The sequence below is a fragment of the Anoxybacillus sp. FSL W8-0382 genome (assembly GCF_038003845.1).
Classification (GTDB): domain Bacteria; phylum Bacillota; class Bacilli; order Bacillales; family Anoxybacillaceae; genus Anoxybacillus; species Anoxybacillus flavithermus_G.
The window spans coordinates 1,696,158-1,713,817 of sequence record NZ_JBBOPX010000001.1; the positions used below are offsets into that span (position 1 = coordinate 1,696,158).

Here is a 17,660-nt window from a genome sequence, read left to right on the forward strand (position 1 = left end):
GTTATCCTTTACGATTGGATTTGGACAGGAACCACCTGTACTTCCATTGTAAAGGATTTTTTTGTTTCGAAATCAATAAAAAATTGAACATTCTTAGTATTTTGAATCATCAGATTTAATTACTGCAATGCTAGTGGTCCCATTTATACAAAAAAGAGGCTTACTTTTAGCCTCTTTCATGACGTTTTTGCTTGATCGCTCGGAGATACGAGCACCGCGCGCGGCTTACTTCCTTCATAAGGCCCGACAATACCGCGCGCTTCCATCGCATCAATTAAACGTGCCGCCCGATTATAGCCGATGCGGAACCGTCGCTGCAACATAGAAACGGATGCGCTTTGCATTTCGATGACGAGCTGAACCGCCTCATCAAACAGCTCATCATCAAACGCTTCTTGCGGTTCATCATCTTGTGCGATCATCGTTTCTTCATATTGCGCTTGTTGTTGTGAAATAACATATTGCACGACCGCTTCCACTTCTTGATCGGAAACGAAAGCGCCCTGCACGCGAACGGGCTTAGAGGCACCGACAGGTAAAAAGAGCATATCACCACGCCCGAGCAGCTTTTCGGCCCCTCCCATATCTAAAATCGTGCGCGAGTCTGTTTGTGACGATACGCTAAACGCGATGCGCGATGGGATGTTCGCTTTAATGACGCCGGTAATGACATCAACAGATGGACGTTGCGTTGCGATAATTAGATGAATGCCTGCTGCCCGCGCCATTTGGGCAAGACGTGTAATCGAATCTTCGACATCGCTTGAAGCAACCATCATTAAATCTGCTAGCTCATCTACAATGACGACAATGTATGGTAAAAGAGGTTGTTTCACTTCCGCTGTTTCATTATGCCGCTCAATATATTCATTATATCCTTCAATATTACGCGTTCCTGTATGCGAAAATAGCTCGTATCGTCGCTCCATTTCGCTCACTACTTTTTTTAATGCTTGGGACGCTTTTTTCGGATCGGTGACGACAGGAGAAAGCAAATGTGGAATGCCGTTGTACACGCTTAACTCAACCATTTTCGGATCGATCATCATCATCTTTACTTCATGCGGTTTCGTGCGCATCAATAAACTAACGATAATGGCGTTAATACATACGCTTTTCCCGCTTCCCGTCGCACCCGCAACAAGTAAGTGCGGCATTTTATTTAATTCAGCAAGCACCGCTTGTCCCGATATGTCACGCCCAAGTCCAATTAACAGTTTTGCTTCAGGTTTATCTGCTTCTTTCGCTTCTAACACTTCGCGTAGAGATACCATCGCAATTTCTTCATTCGGTACTTCAATACCAATTGCTGATTTTCCCGGAATCGGTGCCTCGATGCGAATGTCCTTCGCCGCTAACGCAAGCGCTAAATCATCACTTAAGCTTACAATTTTACTTACTTTCACACCGACGTCTGGATATACTTCATATCTCGTTACAGCTGGACCAATATGCACTTTCGTTACTTTTGCCTTTACCCCGAAACTTTGAAACGTTTTTTCAAGCTTGCGGGCATTTTCATAAATATTTTCTTTTTCCCGCGATTGATCGACCGCTTTTGGTGGGAAAAGTAAATCAATTGGCGGCAATGCATAATCCGCCGCATGATTTTGCGTAAATGATATCGGCTTTCCTTCTTCAACAGCTTCATTAAAATTAGAAATAACAGGTCCTTCAACAACAATTTCTTCTATTTCATTTTCTTCTTTTTCCTCGAGCGCTGTCACCACTTCAATATGAGTTGGCTGTTGTTTTTCTTTTTTCGGACGGCTTAAAAATGAACGAGCGTCCGCAATTACTGCTTTCGTTTGCGCTCGAATAAACGAAAGGAACCATTCAATTCCTTTGCCGGCTGTATCACGTAACGTTTTTCCTGTAAGAAGTAATACACCAATGATCATCAATAATGAGGCAATCCATTTTGTTCCTAATTGATCAAATAAATAATAACTGATCGTATACAGCAAGGCGCCAAGCATCCCACCGCCCAAATCCGAAAAAGAACTATTTTCTCCATGCACATCTGCCCAAAATAGTTCCCATGTCGTTCGAATAATGCTTGGATTTGCTAATTTCCCATTTCTTGATAAAATATGAAATAACGCTTCGTGACTAAACAACAATAAGGAAAGAACAATCAAGTACAGCCCAACGAGAACGCGTTGAAAAAATGGAGGCCATGCGCGCTTCCAAATGACATATAGCGATGTCACAAGCGCCCCTAATAGCGCAACAATATACCATTCACCCATAAAGAAGCGCGTAGTAAAAACGAGTGAACGGCCGACCGCTCCGACGTTTGCCATCGCAATGACCGTACATGCTAACATCGTTAAACCGATTAATTCAAAACGTAACGTTTTTTTCCATTGTTCTTGTTTGTTTGTGCGACGCTTATTTTTCTTTCCCATTTCGCCCACTCCAACATATAAGATGAAAAAGCAGCCAACAGAGAAGCGTGGCTGCTTGTTCTTATTATACCATAAATTGTAGTGATGTCGCATAAAGTTTTGTACCCGGTTCATACGTTAAATAATGTTGTGGATCGCTACTTAATACACGCACAATTTCATACTCGTTCATTTCTGTTTGTTGCACAAGTAACGTCACTCCGTTATATTGAACGGTGCGTTGCTTTTTATACTCCGCCTCGTTCGTTTGAAAAACGATAAACTCCGGAACGATCGTATGTAAAATCATTGTAACATCGCTCCTTGCTGATGTGAATGGTCAATGAGTTCGCGCAATTTGCGCATCGCTTGTGACAGTCCCCCGACTTCATCAATTAAACCGTACTTCACAGCATCTGTTCCCACCACATTCGTTCCGATATCGCGCGTTAAATTACCTTTCGAAAACATAAGTTCTTTAAATTTTTCTTCACTAATGTTTGAATGTTTAACAACAAAATTGACAACGCGCTCTTGCATTTTATCTAAGTACTCAAACGTTTGTGGCACACCAATAACAAGACCTGTGAGGCGAATCGGATGAATCGTCATCGTCGCCGTTTCTGCAATAAACGAATAGTCGCACGAAACCGCAATTGGCACACCAATCGAATGTCCACCGCCGAGCACAATCGAAACAGTCGGCTTAGACATCGAGGCTAACATTTCTGCAATGGCTAACCCTGCTTCCACATCACCACCTACTGTATTTAATACGACGAGCAAACCCTCAATATTCGGATTTTGCTCAATCGCTACAATTTGTGGAATAAGATGTTCATATTTCGTTGTTTTGTTTTGTGGCGGTAATTGAATATGCCCTTCAATTTGTCCAACAATCGTTAAACAATGGATCGTTGAATCTGAAGGAAGTTGTGGAATATTCGTTTGACCGAGCTGTACAATATTTTCTGTCGGAGACGGCTTCGTTTCCTCTTGAGATATATCACGCTCGTCCATAACACAATCCCCTTTCTGTCGTGTGATGTCGTTAGTATGCGTGAACATCGACATGTTCATACAAAAAACACCTGCGCGCCGCAGGTGTTTTCTTGACTTTGAGCATGTTGTTTTATACTTCCATAATAATTGGTAAAATCATCGGTTTTCGTTTTGTTTTTTCAAATAAATATTGGCTAAGTGCATCACGAATGTTTGTTTTTAATGAAGACCATTCAATGACGTAATCTTCCATACTTTTTTCCACAATCTCTTTCACAATTTTTATTGATTCTTCGAAAAGTGTTTCGGATTCACGCACATATACAAATCCGCGTGAAATCATTTCTGGCCCAGCAACGACGCGCTTCTCTTGTTTACTTAACGTTACAACAACGATCATAATTCCATCTTGTGACAGTAAGCGACGATCACGCAACACAATATTTCCTACGTCTCCAATGCCTAACCCATCAATTAAAATTTGACCGCTCGGCACCTTGCCACCAAGACGGGCGTGACCGTTGCGAAATTCGATAACTTCCCCTTTTTCAATTAGAAAAATCGCATCTTGACGAATGCCGACCGCTTGGGCAATTTTCCCATGCGCCTTTTGCATACGAAACTCTCCATGCACCGGAATAAAATATTTTGGTTTCATAAAATTTAACATAAGCTTTAATTCTTCCTGATACCCGTGCCCAGGCACATGGACTTGACGTTGTCCGTACACGACATTTGCTCCTGCACGATATAGAGCATCAATTGTGCGAGCAATAAATAACTCATGCCCTGGCATCGGAGAAGAAGCGACAATAACTGTGTCTTCTTCTTTAATATTGATGTATTTGTGCGCCTGTTTCGCCATGCGTGCTAACGCCGCCATCGGTTCTCCTTGATTGCCTGTCGTTAAAATGACTAAATCACGATCGTTGTAACGGTCGACTTCCCCCATCGAAATAATCATGTTTTCATCCAATTTCAAGTACCCAAGGCGCACCGCGATATCGATGACTTTATGCATATGACGGCTCATAATGACCACTTTCCGTCGATGATCACGAGCAGCGTTTAGCACTTGTTGAATGCGTGTAATGTTCGAGGCAAAGCAAGCGACAATCACACGCCCATGGGCATTGTAAATAACATCGGAAATTTCTTGACCAACAATCGCTTCAGAACCAGTATATCCCGGTTTTTCTGCGTTTGTACTGTCGGATAGTAAACAAAGCACTCCTTGCGCTCCGATTTTCGCCATTTTACCAAAATCGGTGCGACATATGCCAACAGGTGTTTGATCAAATTTAAAATCGCTCGTATATACAATGGCGCCTTGCGATGTTTGAATGCTTACACCAAGACAATCCGGGATACTATGGTTCGTTTGGAAAAACGACACAATCGCTTTTTCAAACACAATTTCACTGTCAGCATGTACTTCGATGCGCTTCGCTTTCGATGTAATCCCTTGCTCTTTCAATTTTTCTTCCATGAGCGCAAGCGTCAACTTTGCCCCGTACACAGGTACAGTAATTTTTCGCAACACGTATGCAATTGCGCCAATATGATCGTCATGACCGTGTGTTAAAAAAATGCCACGAATACGTTCTTGTTGTTCCACTAAATACGAAATATCAGGAATAACCATATCAATGCCGAACATCTCGTCCTCTGGAAACATAAGTCCTGCATCAAGGACAAAAATGTCTTCGTCCACCTCGACGACATACATGTTTTTGCCTACCTCTCCCACGCCGCCGAGAGCAAACACACGAATTTTCTCTGCTTGTTTCATCTTAAATCCTCCTACAGTCAACCAAACTTACCCGCTCAAAGTCACTTACATCCATTATAACTGATTCAACAATAAAAAAGAAAGGGATGAATTCCCTTTCTTTTAACGTTGTAGCACGTGCATGAGTTGCAAACGTTCTTGTTCCGTCAACGGTACAAGTGGTAGTCGAACAGAACCAACATCTAATCCCTTCAACTGTAAAGCAGTTTTTACTGGTACAGGACTTGGAGCAGCAAATAGCGCCTTCATGATCGGCAATAGTTTTTGGTGTATCGTTGCCGCTTTTTTATTGTCTCCGCTCATGAAAGCTTCTATCATTTCTTTCATTTCGTTGCCGATAATATGCGAGGCAACGGAAACGACACCTTTTCCACCAATAGCTAATACAGGAAGGGTCAATCCATCATCTCCGCTATATAGCATAAAATCATCGCGCGTTTTTGCTATAATTTCCGTCATCGCATCTAAATTTCCGCTTGCATCTTTGACAGCTACAATGTTTGGAATTTCGGAGAGGCGAACGATTGTTTCAACGGAAATATTGACGACAGCTCGCCCTGGAATGTTGTACACCATGACAGGCAACGACGTGCTTTCAGCAATCGCTTTATAATGTTGGTAAATTCCTTCTTGGTTCGGTTTGTTGTAATACGGCGCGACGATCATCACCGCATCGACACCGATTTGTTCTGCCTTTTTCGTTAGTTCAATCGATACACGCGTATTGTTGCTCCCTGTTCCAGCAATAACAGGGACACGTCCATCAACAACGTCGACAACGTGACGGAAAAGCGCCAACTTTTCTTCTGTCGTTAACGTTGGAGATTCTCCTGTTGTTCCAGCAACAACGAGTGAATCTGTACCGTTTTCAATTAAATAGTTCACTAATTGCGTTGTTTTCGCAAAATCGATGTTCCCTTTATTGTCAAATGGGGTGACCATCGCTGTGGCAATTTGACCAAATTGAACCACAATGTTTCACTCCTAACTGAAATCATATTGTTTTTGTTCCGCAAGTTGAAATGCATCATGTAATGCATTTACCGCTTCTTTTAAATGCTCCTCTTTCACAAGTACCCAAATGGTTGTGTGGCTATCAGCCGACTGCAAAATTTGAATGCCTCGTTCAGATAGTGCTGTCACAATTTTTGCGGTTACTCCCGGAACGCCAGCAATACCCGCTCCGACAGTCGATACTTTCGCGCAACCGCGCGTGACGGTTGGCTCATAGCCAAGCTTTTGCAACGTGGCGATTGCTCGATCTGCGACGTCGCTTGATACCGTATATACAACGCCATTTGGTGAAATGTTAATAAAGTCTACACTAATTCCTTCATTTGCCATTGCTTTAAATACTTCAGCTTGTAAATCGTAATGTCCCTCTTTTGCAGGCACTTTAATTTGCGTAATGTTTGAAACGTGGGCAATTCCTGTGACTAATCGTTCTTTTACATCGCTTCCTTTTTTTCCAATCGATGTAACGAGCGTTCCCGGTGAATCAGAATACGTCGAGCGAATGCGCAAAGGCACTTTCGCTTGCATCGCAATTTCGACCGCACGCGGATGGATGACTTTTGCCCCTTGATATGCCATATTGCAAATTTCTGTATATGTTACAACATCAAGCGGTCGCGCATTTTCTACGATGCGCGGATCCGCCGTCATTACACCTTCGACGTCAGTGAAAATGTCAACCCATTCTGCACCGAGTGCAGCCCCAAGCGCAGCTGCCGACGTATCGCTTCCGCCGCGCCCGATCGTTGTCACATCTCCGTTTTCAGCAGCACCTTGAAAGCCTGCGACAACGACAACATCATGCTCTTTTAGCGCACGCAACAACCGTTCACAACGCATATCAATAATTTTTGCATTCGTATAGTCGTTGTTTGTGCGAAAACCAGCTTGCGCTCCTGTAAAGGCTGTCGCTTTGATACCATGTTTATTTAACATGTTTGTAAAAACGACGCTTGAAATAATTTCCCCGCACGCCATCAATAAATCTTTTTCGCGGTTTGTCACATGTGCATTCGCTCCATCAATGAGGCTGAGCAACGTATCTGTTGCATACGGATCCCCTTTTCTCCCCATCGCAGAAACGACGACAACGACTTTATAACCGTCTTGCAACGCTTTTTCAATATGTTTGCGCGCTAAATTCCGGCCGTGTTCATCACGAACAGACGTGCCACCAAACTTTTGAACGATAATTTTCAACGTCAACACCTCGATGCTGATTTTACGCTTTCACAAGCCCTAATTTTAAAAGACTTTCAGCGATTTGAACAGAGTTCCACGCCGCTCCCTTTAACAAGTTATCAGAAACGATCCATAAATGGAACCCTGTATCACGATGTAAATCTTTGCGAATGCGACCGACGAATACGTCATTTTGCCCTGTTGCAAACAACGGCATCGGATAAAGCTGCTCGCTTGGATCGTCTTGCAACACGACACCAGGCGCTTCTTTTAGTAACGACTTCAACTGCTCGGCCGTTACGCCTTCTTGCTCAATTTCAATATATACAGATTCCGAATGCCCTACCATCACCGGAATGCGCACGCATGTTGCCGCTACTTCCAATTCAGGCATATGCATAATTTTTTTCGTTTCGTTAATCATTTTCATTTCTTCAAATGTAAATCCATTGTCTTGAAACTTATCAATCTGTGGAATGGCGTTAAATGCAATCGGATAATGTTTGCGATCCGATTTTACCGGTAAAATTTCCGGCGTCACTTCTTCGCCGTTTAACATGTGCGCTGCTTGCGTTTTTAACTCTTCTACCGCTTGTGCTCCTGCGCCTGACACCGCTTGATATGTCGAGACGATGACGCGCTTTAATCCGAACGCTTGACGAATCGGTTCGAGCGCCACAACCATCTGGATCGTTGAGCAGTTTGGATTTGCGATAATTCCGTTATGCCAATGTAAATCTGCTTCGTTTACTTCAGGGACGACAAGCGGTACGTTTTCGTCCATGCGAAATGCACTCGTATTATCAACAACGACCGCTCCGCGTTTCACCGCCTCGGGAGCAAGTTGCTTTGATACAGATCCACCTGCGCTAAATAGCGCGATATGCACACCTTCAAAACTTTCCGGTTTTGCTACTTGCACTTCAATTTCTTCACCTTTAAATACGACTTTTTTTCCAGCTGAACGCTCCGATGAAAGTAAAGATAGTTTTGCAATTGGGAAATTTCTTTTTTCTAACGTTTGAATCATTTGTTGTCCGACAGCTCCTGTCGCACCAACGACGGCGACATGTAATCCTTTTTGCTCCATCTCTTCTTCTCCTTCCAACTCATAGGCAATTTTAATATCATTTATTTTAGCACATTCATTCGTAAAGGAGAGACGTTTTTTATAAATTTTCTTTCAACTGTTTATTTATGAGCGACGATATTCAACGATGACTGGTTGAATTTGCCGACCTTCGAGCGCCGCTTCTACCGTATCAAGCAACAACGGCATATGAGCAACCATCGAATTCGGTTTTTTGAACGGATCATCTTGCCCAAATGGGATGAAGTAAATATTTTTTGCTGCCATTAATCGCATTAAATTAACACCGTTTAAACCGAGCGCATCGTTTGTCGAAATGCCAACAACAACGGGACGATGATTGCGCATCGTTGCTTTTGCAGCCATTAATACAGGCGAATCCGTCAGCGCGTTCGCTAATTTGCTCATCGAATTTCCGGTTAGTGGCGCAATAACCATGCAATCAAGCGGTAATTTCGGTCCTAATGGTTCCGCTTTTACAATTGTATCAATGACTTGATGACCTGTCATCTCTTCAAGCTTTTTCACCCATTCTTCTCCTTTACCGAATCGGGTATTTGTCGATTGCACCGTATACGAAACAATCGGGATGACGTCTGCCCCTTTCGCAATTAATTTTTCAATTTCCGGCATTACCGCATCATATGTGCAATGAGAGCCTGTTAAACCAAAACCAATGCGCTTTCCTTGTACGTTCATTTTTTATTCTCCTTTCGTTTTTTCAAATCTGCAGAAAGAAGTTGCGCCAATACATTTGCGACAATTTGCCCCGCTGTTTTTGGCGCGACAATGCCGGGAAGTCCCGGGGCTAATAGCGCTTGAATGCCGCGCTTTTCCGCATATCGAAAATCCGTGCCACCAGGTTTTGATGCCAAGTCAACAATAAGCGTATGAGCAGGCATTTTCGCAATGACGCTTGCGGTTACAACAGGATATGGGATCGTATTAATACAAACGTCAATATCTTCCACGTGTTGTTCTAAATCGTTTAAATGAAACGGCTCTAACGCCATCTCTGCAATGCGCGCTAAATGTTCGGAGCGGCGGGCTCCCACTTTTACTTTTGCACCTAAAGCTGCAAACGTTCGAGCGACCGTCATCCCTACACGTCCCAAACCTAAAACAGCAACGCGTGATCCATGAATCGTCACATCTGTATGTTGAATGACCATCATGACCGTTCCTTCTGCCGTTGGAATCGAGTTATAAATGGCGACATCGTCTCGCTCAAATAGTTGCACATGTTTTCGACCAACGGATTTGACGACGTGGTCTAAATAGTCATTTGTAATTCCTGAATAAACGGTGCAACGCGCCGGGGTTTGACGAAGCAATTCTTCAGTAAACGTCATTTTTTCGTTTGAAAATACCGTTTGAATTTCACCGTCCATGCTCGTTCCGTGAACAGGTAAAATAATGGCGTCTACTTCGTGAAAATCGACTTCGTGAATTTTCATTTTCGTTACTCCAGCAAAGCCATGGTCTAATTGATCGAAGCCAACGAGCGACAATTTTGCGTCAAGTTCCATCAATTTCCGAATGACTTCAAGCTGCCGAGCGTCCCCACCGATGATCGCAACGTGCATTCCTGTCAGCATGAGTTCATTCACCCTCTTATACATCTAGTTTTTTGCCCGTCGTTACTTTCACATCTTATGATGTCAGTCATCAAACGGTGAGCGGAAAATGAAAAAAGACACCCCTTGAGGTGTCTAATCATCGACATCAATTAAAATCATATCTGAGCCGATCTTTTTTACACGGCTCCATGGTACGCGTATATCTGTTCCATCTTTCCGAAAGCCAAACCATTTTGTTGTTGGAATTAAAAGTGCTTGAATTTGACCTGTTCGTTCATTAATTTCTAAATCAGTCTGTCCTAAAATACCGAGCCGCTCTGCTCGCTTCATATCAACAATTTCTTTTCCGCTTAATTCACTTAATCGCATATGATGCCCCCTTTCTTTATCATTGTAGAAAAAAGGGCATAAAAAAATGCCTGCAAGTTCATTGTTGCAGGCTTTTTGGCAATGTTCCTTCCGGGCTGATTAGCGCAACAGAGAAGTCATCTGTAAAAATCGTTTGCGCCATGCGGTCAACGCTTTCTTTTGTTACGCGATCAATGCTTTCAATAATTTCGTCAAGCGAGCGGTGACGGCCAAGCAGAAGTTCATTTTTTCCATTTCGGCTCATACGGCCGTTTGTACTTTCTAGGCTAAGCATTAAGTTCCCTTTCATTTGCTCTTTACTATTTTCTAGCTCTTTTTCCGTAATGCCATCTTGTTTTAATTGTTCAATTGTTTGTTGAATCGTATCGAATAAAAGATCAAGTTGTTGGCTTCCTGTCCCACCATAAATTGTTACCATTCCTCCGTCGCGATATGCGGAATGGTATGAGAAAATGGAATAAGCTAATCCACGTTGTTCGCGCACTTCTTGAAACAGTCGGCTGCTCATGCTTCCACCTAAAATATTGTTTAAAATAATTAAGCTATAAACATCTTCATGACCAATTGGTAACCCATTAAATCCAATGCATACGTGCGCTTGCTCTGTCTCTTTTTTGCGCGCGATTTTATTCGGGTAAAACGATGGTGCTACATACACGTCGTTCCCTTTTTGTCTCGTAAACGAACCAAAGTAAGCTTCTACTTGTTGAATAAACGATTCATCGACATTCCCTGCGATCGAAATGACGACCCGATCTGGAGTATACGTTTCGTACATGTATTGCCGCAACGTATCGCCTGTAAATGTCGCTAACGTTTGCTCCGTTCCTAAAATCGGGTAGCCGAGAGGGTGGTTGCCGTAACTTGCCTTACTCAATAGATCATGAACGAGATCATCTGGTGTATCTTCATACATTTTAATTTCTTCGAATACAACATTTTTTTCTTTTTGTAATTCTTCGTCTACAAACGTCGAATGGAAGAACATATCGGCTAGTATGTCTAAAGCAAATGACGCATGTGTATCTAACACTTTGGCATAATAGCACGTGTACTCTTTTGACGTAAACGCATTGACTTGACCGCCAATGCGATCGAACGATTCCGCAATATCGCGCGCTGTGCGCGTTTTCGTTCCTTTAAAAAACATATGTTCAAGAAAGTGTGAAATACCGTTGTTTTGTTCATTTTCATTGCGTGATCCGGTGCCAATCCAAATGCCGATCGCCACGGATCGAACCGTTGGAATGTGTTCGAGTACAACTCTTACCCCGTTTTGACATGTATATGTTTTAATCAAGTCCCTTCCTCCTACTTTTTACAATTCTTTCCTCACTTAATAATGTGGACACATTGTCAATTGCGTATTCTTGTTTTTGTAATGATTGAATTAACGGCTCTAACGCCTTTACCGTTGATACGGTCGGATGCATTAAAATCATCGCTCCGTTATGCACTTTTGATGTTACTCGTTCCACTATAACAGAAGGTGATGGTTTTTGCCAATCAATTGTATCGACCGTCCATAAAATCGTATACATGCCAAGCTCATGGGCAATGTATACGACATCATCACGATAACTGCCGCTTGGCGGAGCAAATAGACGAGGTTTTATTCCTGTTGCCGCCTCAATTGCATCATTTGTTTTGACAATTTGTTCCCGAATGGCTTGTTTACTCATCGTTTTCATATCTGGATGATTGTATGAATGATTGCCAATTTCATGCCCGGCATCTGCAATCATTTTCGCTAGTTGTGGATTTTCTTTTACCCAACGCCCTTCTAAAAAAAACGTTGCACGTACGTTGTATTTTTCAAGAATATGTAACATACTTGGGATATGTTCGCTTCCCCATGCAACATTAATCAAAAAAGAGACCATCGGTTTGTCTGGATGTCCCCGATAAATAGGCGATGGGGGCAAATCAGATAAGTGAATAGACGGCGATACTTGTTTATATACAAGCTGTTGTTCAGAAAATGTCCCATTTTGCTTCATTTGCTTATATGATGCCTCAACATCTATGACTAGCCCATTATATCCAGGAATGGCTTTCCATACAGCATCTATTTTCGCATTTTGCGCAGGAATATTATACTGCTCTGCTCGCTCCGTAATTTGAATGTATAGCGGATCGCTTTGTTTTGCCACCGTCACATGCCGTAACTCATGGATGTACGTTGTCGTCCATGGGTTTTGTACAATCATAGCCGCCATACATATGATCATCGTTAAGAAAAACGCTCGCCGCACGCTTCGTCCCCTCCTTTTCTAATAAAGAGGGTATGTGTAAGAGGGACAAGGTAGAACGAGCATGAAAAAATTTTACACATAGCAAAGAAGCCAAGGGGATGCGAACCCAAGGCTCCAATTTTATTGCTCGGCTTCTTTTTGATCGCGTAATACGGCCTTGCGCGACAAGTTTACGCGACCTTGTTTATCAATTTCTGTTACTTTCACTAAAATTTCATCGCCGATGGAAACAACATCTTCTACCTTTCCGACGCGTTCCTCCGCTAATTCTGAAATGTGTACAAGACCATCTTTTCCACTAAACAATTCGACAAACGCTCCAAATTTTTCAATCCGTTTCACTTTGCCTAAATATACTTGTCCAACTTCCACTTCACGAACGATATCTTCAATGATCTTTTTCGCTTTTTTGTTCATTTCTTCATTTACTGATGAAATGAAGATCGTTCCATCTTGTTCGATATCAATTTTTACGCCTGTTTCTTCAATAATTTTGTTAATTTGCTTTCCGCTTGGACCGATCACATCACGAATTTTATCAGGATTAATTTGCATCGTTAAAATTTTTGGTGCATATGGCGATAGCTCTTTACGCGGTCCGCTAATCGTTTGCATCATATGTTTTAAAATTTCGAGACGACCTTTGCGCGCTTGTTGCAACGCTTCTTCTAAAATTTCACGAGACAATCCTTTAATTTTAATATCCATTTGCAAGGCGGTGACCCCTTGTTCTGTACCGGCCACTTTAAAGTCCATGTCGCCAAGATGGTCTTCCATACCTTGAATATCTGTTAAAATCGTATAATGTTCACCGCTTTTCACAAGCCCCATCGCAATACCTGCAACAGGTGCTTTAATCGGCACTCCCGCATCCATCATGGCAAGCGTACTTGCACAAATGCTTGCTTGAGACGTGGAACCGTTTGATTCTAACACTTCAGACACGAGACGAATCGTATATGGGAACTCTTTTTCAGATGGGATGACTGGCTCAAGTGCGCGCTCACCAAGCGCACCATGCCCGATTTCACGACGGCCTGGTCCACGCATCGCTCCTGTTTCTCCAACGGAGAATGGCGGGAAATTGTAATGATGCATAAACCGTTTCGTTTCTTCAATGCCAAGCCCATCTAAAATTTGTACATCACCAAGCGCTCCGAGCGTACATACGCTAAGTGCTTGCGTCTGCCCTCGCGTAAACAAACCAGATCCGTGCGTACGTGGCAAAAGTCCCACAGCTGACGAAAGCGGGCGAATTTCATCAACTTTTCGTCCATCCGGGCGCACTTTTTCTTCTGTAATTAAGCGACGCACTTCTTCTTTCACAAGTTTATATAAAATTTCTTTTACTTGTTTAATCGTTTCTTCGTCCGCTTCTTGTTCTTCGTACGCAGCAACAACTTCCGCTTTTAATTGTTCAATCGCTGCCTCACGCGCCAATTTCTCAGGTACTTGAACAACGCGTTTCACTTCCCCTTCCACGCGCGCACGAATCTCTGCTTCTAGCTGAGCGTCAAGTTCATAGAGAACAACTTCCATTTTCTCTTTGCCGACTTTTGCTGCGATATCTTCTTGAAAGGCGATAAGACGCTTAATTTCTTCATGACCAAACATGATCGCTTCAAGCATAACTTCCTCTGGTACTTCATTAGCTCCTGCTTCAACCATGTTAATTGCGTCTTTTGTCCCTGCAACAATAAGGTGCATATCGCTTTGTTCCATTTGCGCGACAGACGGGTTAATGACAAACTCCCCATTGACGCGACCAACTGTCACTCCTGCAATCGGTCCTTCAAACGGAATATCGGAAATCGTTAACGCAAGGGAAGACCCAAACATGGCTGCCATTTCCGGTGAGCAGTCTTGATCAACGCTCATGACCATGCTGACAACTTGCACTTCGTTTCGAAATCCTTCCGCAAACAATGGACGGATCGGGCGGTCAATGAGACGGCTCGCTAAAATCGCTTTTTCACTCGGACGCCCCTCGCGCTTAATAAATCCCCCTGGAATTTTACCGACAGCGTATAACCGTTCTTCATAGTTCACCGTTAACGGAAAAAAATCTACGCTTTTTGGTTCTTTCGATGCTGTTGCTGTGCTCAATACGACCGTATCGCCGTAACGCACTAACACAGCGCCGTTTGCTTGCTTGGCTAATTCGCCAATTTCAACAGTTAGCGGCCGACCTGCCCAGTCGATCGAAAACACATGTTTTTCTTGTTCCATATAAACCGAGTACCCCTCTCTATGTACAAATGAAAAATCGTATTTGTTTTAGTATAATCAAATATCGGTGCAAATACTAATAAAAAGCGGGAATGCTCCCGCTTTTTACTTATCGGCGTAATCCGAGTTTGTTGATCAATTCACGATAACGGTTGATGTCTTTGTTGCGTAAGTACGTAAGTAAGTTACGACGACGACCAACCATTTTCAAAAGACCACGACGAGAATGATGGTCTTTACGATGAACGCGTAAATGATCGTTCAAGTTGTTAATTTGCTCTGTAAGGATAGCAACTTGTACTTCAGGAGAACCTGTGTCAGTTTCGTGAATTTTAAACTGGTTGATGATCTCGTTTTTACGCTCTTGTGTTAATGCCATCCTTGTTCACCTCCTCTTTTTTCAGCCCCAATTACCGAGCAAACGGCGGTGACTCGTATCGCCCAGCAATGGTTAACATACATTAAATAGAATACATGTTTTTCCGATAAAATGCAAGGGGGTTTTGAAAATATTCGCGTGCCGCTTGCGCATCGCGATGAATTTGTTCAATCAACTCTTGAACAGAAGAAAACGCTCGTTCATCACGCAATCGTTTATGCCATTGGATCGATACGCTCGCACCGTAAACGTCTGCTGAGAAATCGAATACATGCACTTCAATCGTTGGCTCTTTCGGCTGTTCCGTATGAAATGTCGGCTTATACCCAACGTTACATACTCCCGTCCACGTGTTACCGTCGATCGTGACCGTTACCGCATATACCCCGATACGCGGAATGATGTAATCATCGTCAAGCGCAACGTTCGCCGTTGGAAATCCAATTGTACGCCCGCGTTTATCCCCATGAACAACTGTGCCCGTCACTTCATATAATCGCCCAAGCAAATGCGGAAGTTGCTCAACGTCCCCTTCAGCTAAACACTGGCGAATATATGTCGAACTAATTTTCTCTTCGCCAAAAGTCTGTTTCGGGATTACCGTTTGTGTAAATTGCTGTCGAGAATGAAAAGGCAACGTTTCCATCGTTCCTTTTCCTAAGCGACCGTACGTAAAGTCAAACCCTGCCACAACGTGTTTCACACCGAGTCCGATGATATATTCATCGACAAATTGTTGTGGCAACAAATGGGCAAATGCCGGTGTAAATTCAACGACGTATAAATAATCGACACCGAGTTTAGCTATTTGTTTTTCTTTTTCTTTTAATGGCGTAATAAAACGAACATGTTGTTTCGAGCGCCCTAGCACGACAGACGGATGCGGATGAAACGTCATAACCGCACTTTTATATTGATGATCGTCCGCAATTCGCTTCGCTGTCTGAATCACTTTTTGGTGCCCAAGATGAACACCGTCAAAATATCCGAGTGCCATGACAAGCGGACCATTGTTTTTTTCGTTTAACGGATGGGAAAGCCAAATCGTTTTCATTGTTTTCACCTACAATACTTTTAAAGGTTTCATACAGCCTTGCTTTGTCGGATGAGGCATGTAAATCGCTAATGCTTCACCTTGCTTATTTATCATCAATAGACGCGCAGGCATGTCAGACAGGGCTGGCAAAAGCGCTCCGTTTTTTACTTTTCTCTCTTCTTCATCATTCAGTACATATGTCGGCAAATGGGCTAACGCTCGTTTAATCGGTAAAAGTAACATATGTGCAGTACCAGCCGACAAGTGTTGTTCGATGTCAGCAAATGTCACACATTGATCAAGCGTAAACGATCCGGACGCTGTACGAACAAGGCGGGACATATGCGCTGGGTATCCAAGTTGTTCGCCTATTTGAACCGCAAGTGTACGCACATATGTCCCTTTACTACACGTCACCCGAAAACGAAACGATATACGCTCACCTGTAAATACTTGCCTGTCATCAAGGAGTTGCAACTCGTAAATATGTACATGTCGTTTCGGTCGTTCGACATCAATCCCTGCACGCGCATACTCATATAATTTTTTTCCATTTACCTTTACTGCAGAATACATCGGTGGAGTTTGTTCAATTTCCCCTGTCAGCTTAGCCAATACATGTTCAATTTCATGGCGAGCGATCGACCGCTCTATCGGTTTGATTGAAACAACATCGCCCGATGCGTCTTCTGTTGTCGTTGCTATCCCTAACGTCACTTCTCCTTCATACGTTTTTTTCTCCGCTGTTAATAGCTCAACAATTTTTGTTGCTTTGCCAATGCAAATGGGTAACACACCACGCACGTCAGGATCGAGCGTTCCTGTATGACCAACTTTTTTTGTTTGAAATAGCTTACGAATGCGCATGACGCAGTCGTGCGACGTCATGCCCGCAGGTTTATGTAACAATAACACTCCGTCCATCGCTTCACCTCTAAAATAGCGGAAATGGATAGACGCATGTCTATCCATTATTCTTCTTTATGTTCTTTTTCTTCGGAAATTTGTTTAATTAAACTTTCAATGCGTTGTCCGTAATCGATCGTTTCATCAATTTCAAAGTAAATTTCTGGAGTCTTGCGCAAACGAATACGCTGACCGATTTCCGAACGAATAAATCCAGTTGCTTTTGCTAATCCTTTGAGCGTATTTTTCTTTTGTTCTTCATCTCCAAGAACAGAAATGTACACTTTTGCTTGTTGCAAATCGCCCGTTACTCGAACATCTGTTACAGTAACGAAGCCAATGCGTGGGTCTTTTAGTTTGCGACCGATAATATCACTTAACTCTTTTTTCATTTGTTCGCCTACACGTGTGGCTCGCAAACTCATGATCATCACCT

17 protein-coding genes are annotated in these 17,660 nt (G+C 42.9%); all 17 read right to left on the bottom strand.

Annotated elements, in window-relative coordinates:
* Positions 1-176: 176 nt before the first annotated feature.
* Positions 177-2,411, bottom strand: a complete 2,235-nt coding sequence (locus tag NSS60_RS08935; RefSeq protein ID WP_004890986.1) for a DNA translocase FtsK — start codon at positions 2,409-2,411, stop codon at positions 177-179.
* Positions 2,412-2,475: 64 nt separating this feature from the next.
* A complete protein-coding gene (locus NSS60_RS08940) occupies positions 2,476-2,700 on the bottom strand; it encodes a YlzJ-like family protein (RefSeq protein WP_004890988.1) in 225 nt (74 codons plus the stop codon).
* Entirely contained in the window at positions 2,697-3,410 is a 714-nt protein-coding gene (locus tag NSS60_RS08945; RefSeq protein WP_004890990.1) for a ClpP family protease, read from the bottom strand. Before NSS60_RS08945 ends, NSS60_RS08940 begins: the two co-directional genes overlap by 4 nt.
* 112 nt (positions 3,411-3,522) lie before the next feature.
* Complete coding sequence (locus tag NSS60_RS08950) at positions 3,523-5,184, bottom strand: ribonuclease J (RefSeq protein ID WP_004890992.1); 1,662 nt, start codon at positions 5,182-5,184, stop codon at positions 3,523-3,525.
* 102 nt (positions 5,185-5,286) lie between these two features.
* The gene (dapA, locus tag NSS60_RS08955; RefSeq protein WP_004890993.1) at positions 5,287-6,156 is read right to left on the bottom strand and encodes a 4-hydroxy-tetrahydrodipicolinate synthase; all 870 of its coding nucleotides are present in this window, start codon (positions 6,154-6,156) and stop codon (positions 5,287-5,289) included.
* Between the two features lie 12 nt (positions 6,157-6,168).
* On the bottom strand, positions 6,169-7,398 hold the full coding sequence (gene dapG, locus NSS60_RS08960; protein ID WP_192948331.1) for an aspartate kinase: 1,230 nt from the start codon (positions 7,396-7,398) through the stop codon (positions 6,169-6,171).
* Between the two features lie 22 nt (positions 7,399-7,420).
* Positions 7,421-8,470, bottom strand: coding sequence for an aspartate-semialdehyde dehydrogenase (gene asd, locus NSS60_RS08965; protein ID WP_004890995.1), 1,050 nt, complete (start codon positions 8,468-8,470; stop codon positions 7,421-7,423).
* A gap of 105 nt (positions 8,471-8,575) precedes the next feature.
* Positions 8,576-9,169, bottom strand: coding sequence for a dipicolinate synthase subunit B (gene dpaB, locus NSS60_RS08970; RefSeq protein WP_004890997.1), 594 nt, complete (start codon positions 9,167-9,169; stop codon positions 8,576-8,578).
* Positions 9,166-10,068: a dipicolinic acid synthetase subunit A gene (gene dpaA, locus NSS60_RS08975; protein WP_004890998.1), complete on the bottom strand. Its 903-nt coding sequence runs from the start codon at positions 10,066-10,068 to the stop codon at positions 9,166-9,168. The genes dpaB and dpaA overlap by 4 nt, the downstream gene beginning before the upstream one ends.
* Positions 10,069-10,182: 114 nt before the next feature.
* Positions 10,183-10,419 (bottom strand): YlmC/YmxH family sporulation protein, encoded by a 237-nt coding sequence (locus tag NSS60_RS08980; RefSeq protein WP_004891000.1) that lies wholly within the window; start codon positions 10,417-10,419, stop codon positions 10,183-10,185.
* Between the two features lie 58 nt (positions 10,420-10,477).
* The gene (locus NSS60_RS08985; protein ID WP_004891001.1) at positions 10,478-11,719 is read right to left on the bottom strand and encodes a M16 family metallopeptidase; all 1,242 of its coding nucleotides are present in this window, start codon (positions 11,717-11,719) and stop codon (positions 10,478-10,480) included.
* Positions 11,712-12,674 carry a polysaccharide deacetylase family protein gene (locus NSS60_RS08990; RefSeq protein WP_004891002.1) on the bottom strand — a complete coding sequence of 321 codons (963 nt, stop codon included), beginning with the start codon at positions 12,672-12,674 and terminating at the stop codon, positions 11,712-11,714. The genes NSS60_RS08985 and NSS60_RS08990 overlap by 8 nt, the downstream gene beginning before the upstream one ends.
* Positions 12,675-12,794: 120 nt before the next feature.
* Positions 12,795-14,903 (bottom strand): polyribonucleotide nucleotidyltransferase, encoded by a 2,109-nt coding sequence (gene pnp, locus NSS60_RS08995; protein WP_004891003.1) that lies wholly within the window; start codon positions 14,901-14,903, stop codon positions 12,795-12,797.
* Between the two features lie 109 nt (positions 14,904-15,012).
* On the bottom strand, positions 15,013-15,282 hold the full coding sequence (rpsO, locus tag NSS60_RS09000) for a 30S ribosomal protein S15 (protein ID WP_004891005.1): 270 nt from the start codon (positions 15,280-15,282) through the stop codon (positions 15,013-15,015).
* An 82-nt stretch (positions 15,283-15,364) separates the two neighbouring features.
* On the bottom strand, positions 15,365-16,336 hold the full coding sequence (gene ribF, locus NSS60_RS09005; RefSeq protein ID WP_004891006.1) for a bifunctional riboflavin kinase/FAD synthetase: 972 nt from the start codon (positions 16,334-16,336) through the stop codon (positions 15,365-15,367).
* A gap of 9 nt (positions 16,337-16,345) precedes the next feature.
* On the bottom strand, positions 16,346-17,242 hold the full coding sequence (gene truB, locus NSS60_RS09010) for a tRNA pseudouridine(55) synthase TruB (protein ID WP_004891007.1): 897 nt from the start codon (positions 17,240-17,242) through the stop codon (positions 16,346-16,348).
* Between the two features lie 47 nt (positions 17,243-17,289).
* On the bottom strand, positions 17,290-17,649 hold the full coding sequence (gene rbfA, locus NSS60_RS09015; RefSeq protein ID WP_003394813.1) for a 30S ribosome-binding factor RbfA: 360 nt from the start codon (positions 17,647-17,649) through the stop codon (positions 17,290-17,292).
* Positions 17,650-17,660: the final 11 nt, after the last annotated feature.

Excerpts from the sequence above, each read along its gene's own strand:
- NSS60_RS08935 (WP_004890986.1), bottom strand. The coding sequence starts at position 2,411 with ATGGGAAAGAAAAATAAGCGTCGCACAAACAAACAAGAACAATGGAAA.
- NSS60_RS08940 (WP_004890988.1), bottom strand. The coding sequence starts at position 2,700 with ATGATTTTACATACGATCGTTCCGGAGTTTATCGTTTTTCAAACGAAC.
- NSS60_RS08945 (WP_004890990.1), bottom strand. The coding sequence starts at position 3,410 with ATGGACGAGCGTGATATATCTCAAGAGGAAACGAAGCCGTCTCCGACA.
- NSS60_RS08950 (WP_004890992.1), bottom strand. The coding sequence starts at position 5,184 with ATGAAACAAGCAGAGAAAATTCGTGTGTTTGCTCTCGGCGGCGTGGGA.
- asd (WP_004890995.1), bottom strand. The coding sequence starts at position 8,470 with ATGGAGCAAAAAGGATTACATGTCGCCGTCGTTGGTGCGACAGGAGCT.
- dpaB (WP_004890997.1), bottom strand. The coding sequence starts at position 9,169 with ATGAACGTACAAGGAAAGCGCATTGGTTTTGGTTTAACAGGCTCTCAT.
- dpaA (WP_004890998.1), bottom strand. The coding sequence starts at position 10,068 with ATGCTGACAGGAATGCACGTTGCGATCATCGGTGGGGACGCTCGGCAG.
- NSS60_RS08980 (WP_004891000.1), bottom strand. The coding sequence starts at position 10,419 with ATGCGATTAAGTGAATTAAGCGGAAAAGAAATTGTTGATATGAAGCGA.
- pnp (WP_004891003.1), bottom strand. The coding sequence starts at position 14,903 with ATGGAACAAGAAAAACATGTGTTTTCGATCGACTGGGCAGGTCGGCCG.
- rpsO (WP_004891005.1), bottom strand. The coding sequence starts at position 15,282 with ATGGCATTAACACAAGAGCGTAAAAACGAGATCATCAACCAGTTTAAA.
- ribF (WP_004891006.1), bottom strand. The coding sequence starts at position 16,336 with ATGAAAACGATTTGGCTTTCCCATCCGTTAAACGAAAAAAACAATGGT.
- truB (WP_004891007.1), bottom strand. The coding sequence starts at position 17,242 with ATGGACGGAGTGTTATTGTTACATAAACCTGCGGGCATGACGTCGCAC.
- rbfA (WP_003394813.1), bottom strand. The coding sequence starts at position 17,649 with ATGAGTTTGCGAGCCACACGTGTAGGCGAACAAATGAAAAAAGAGTTA.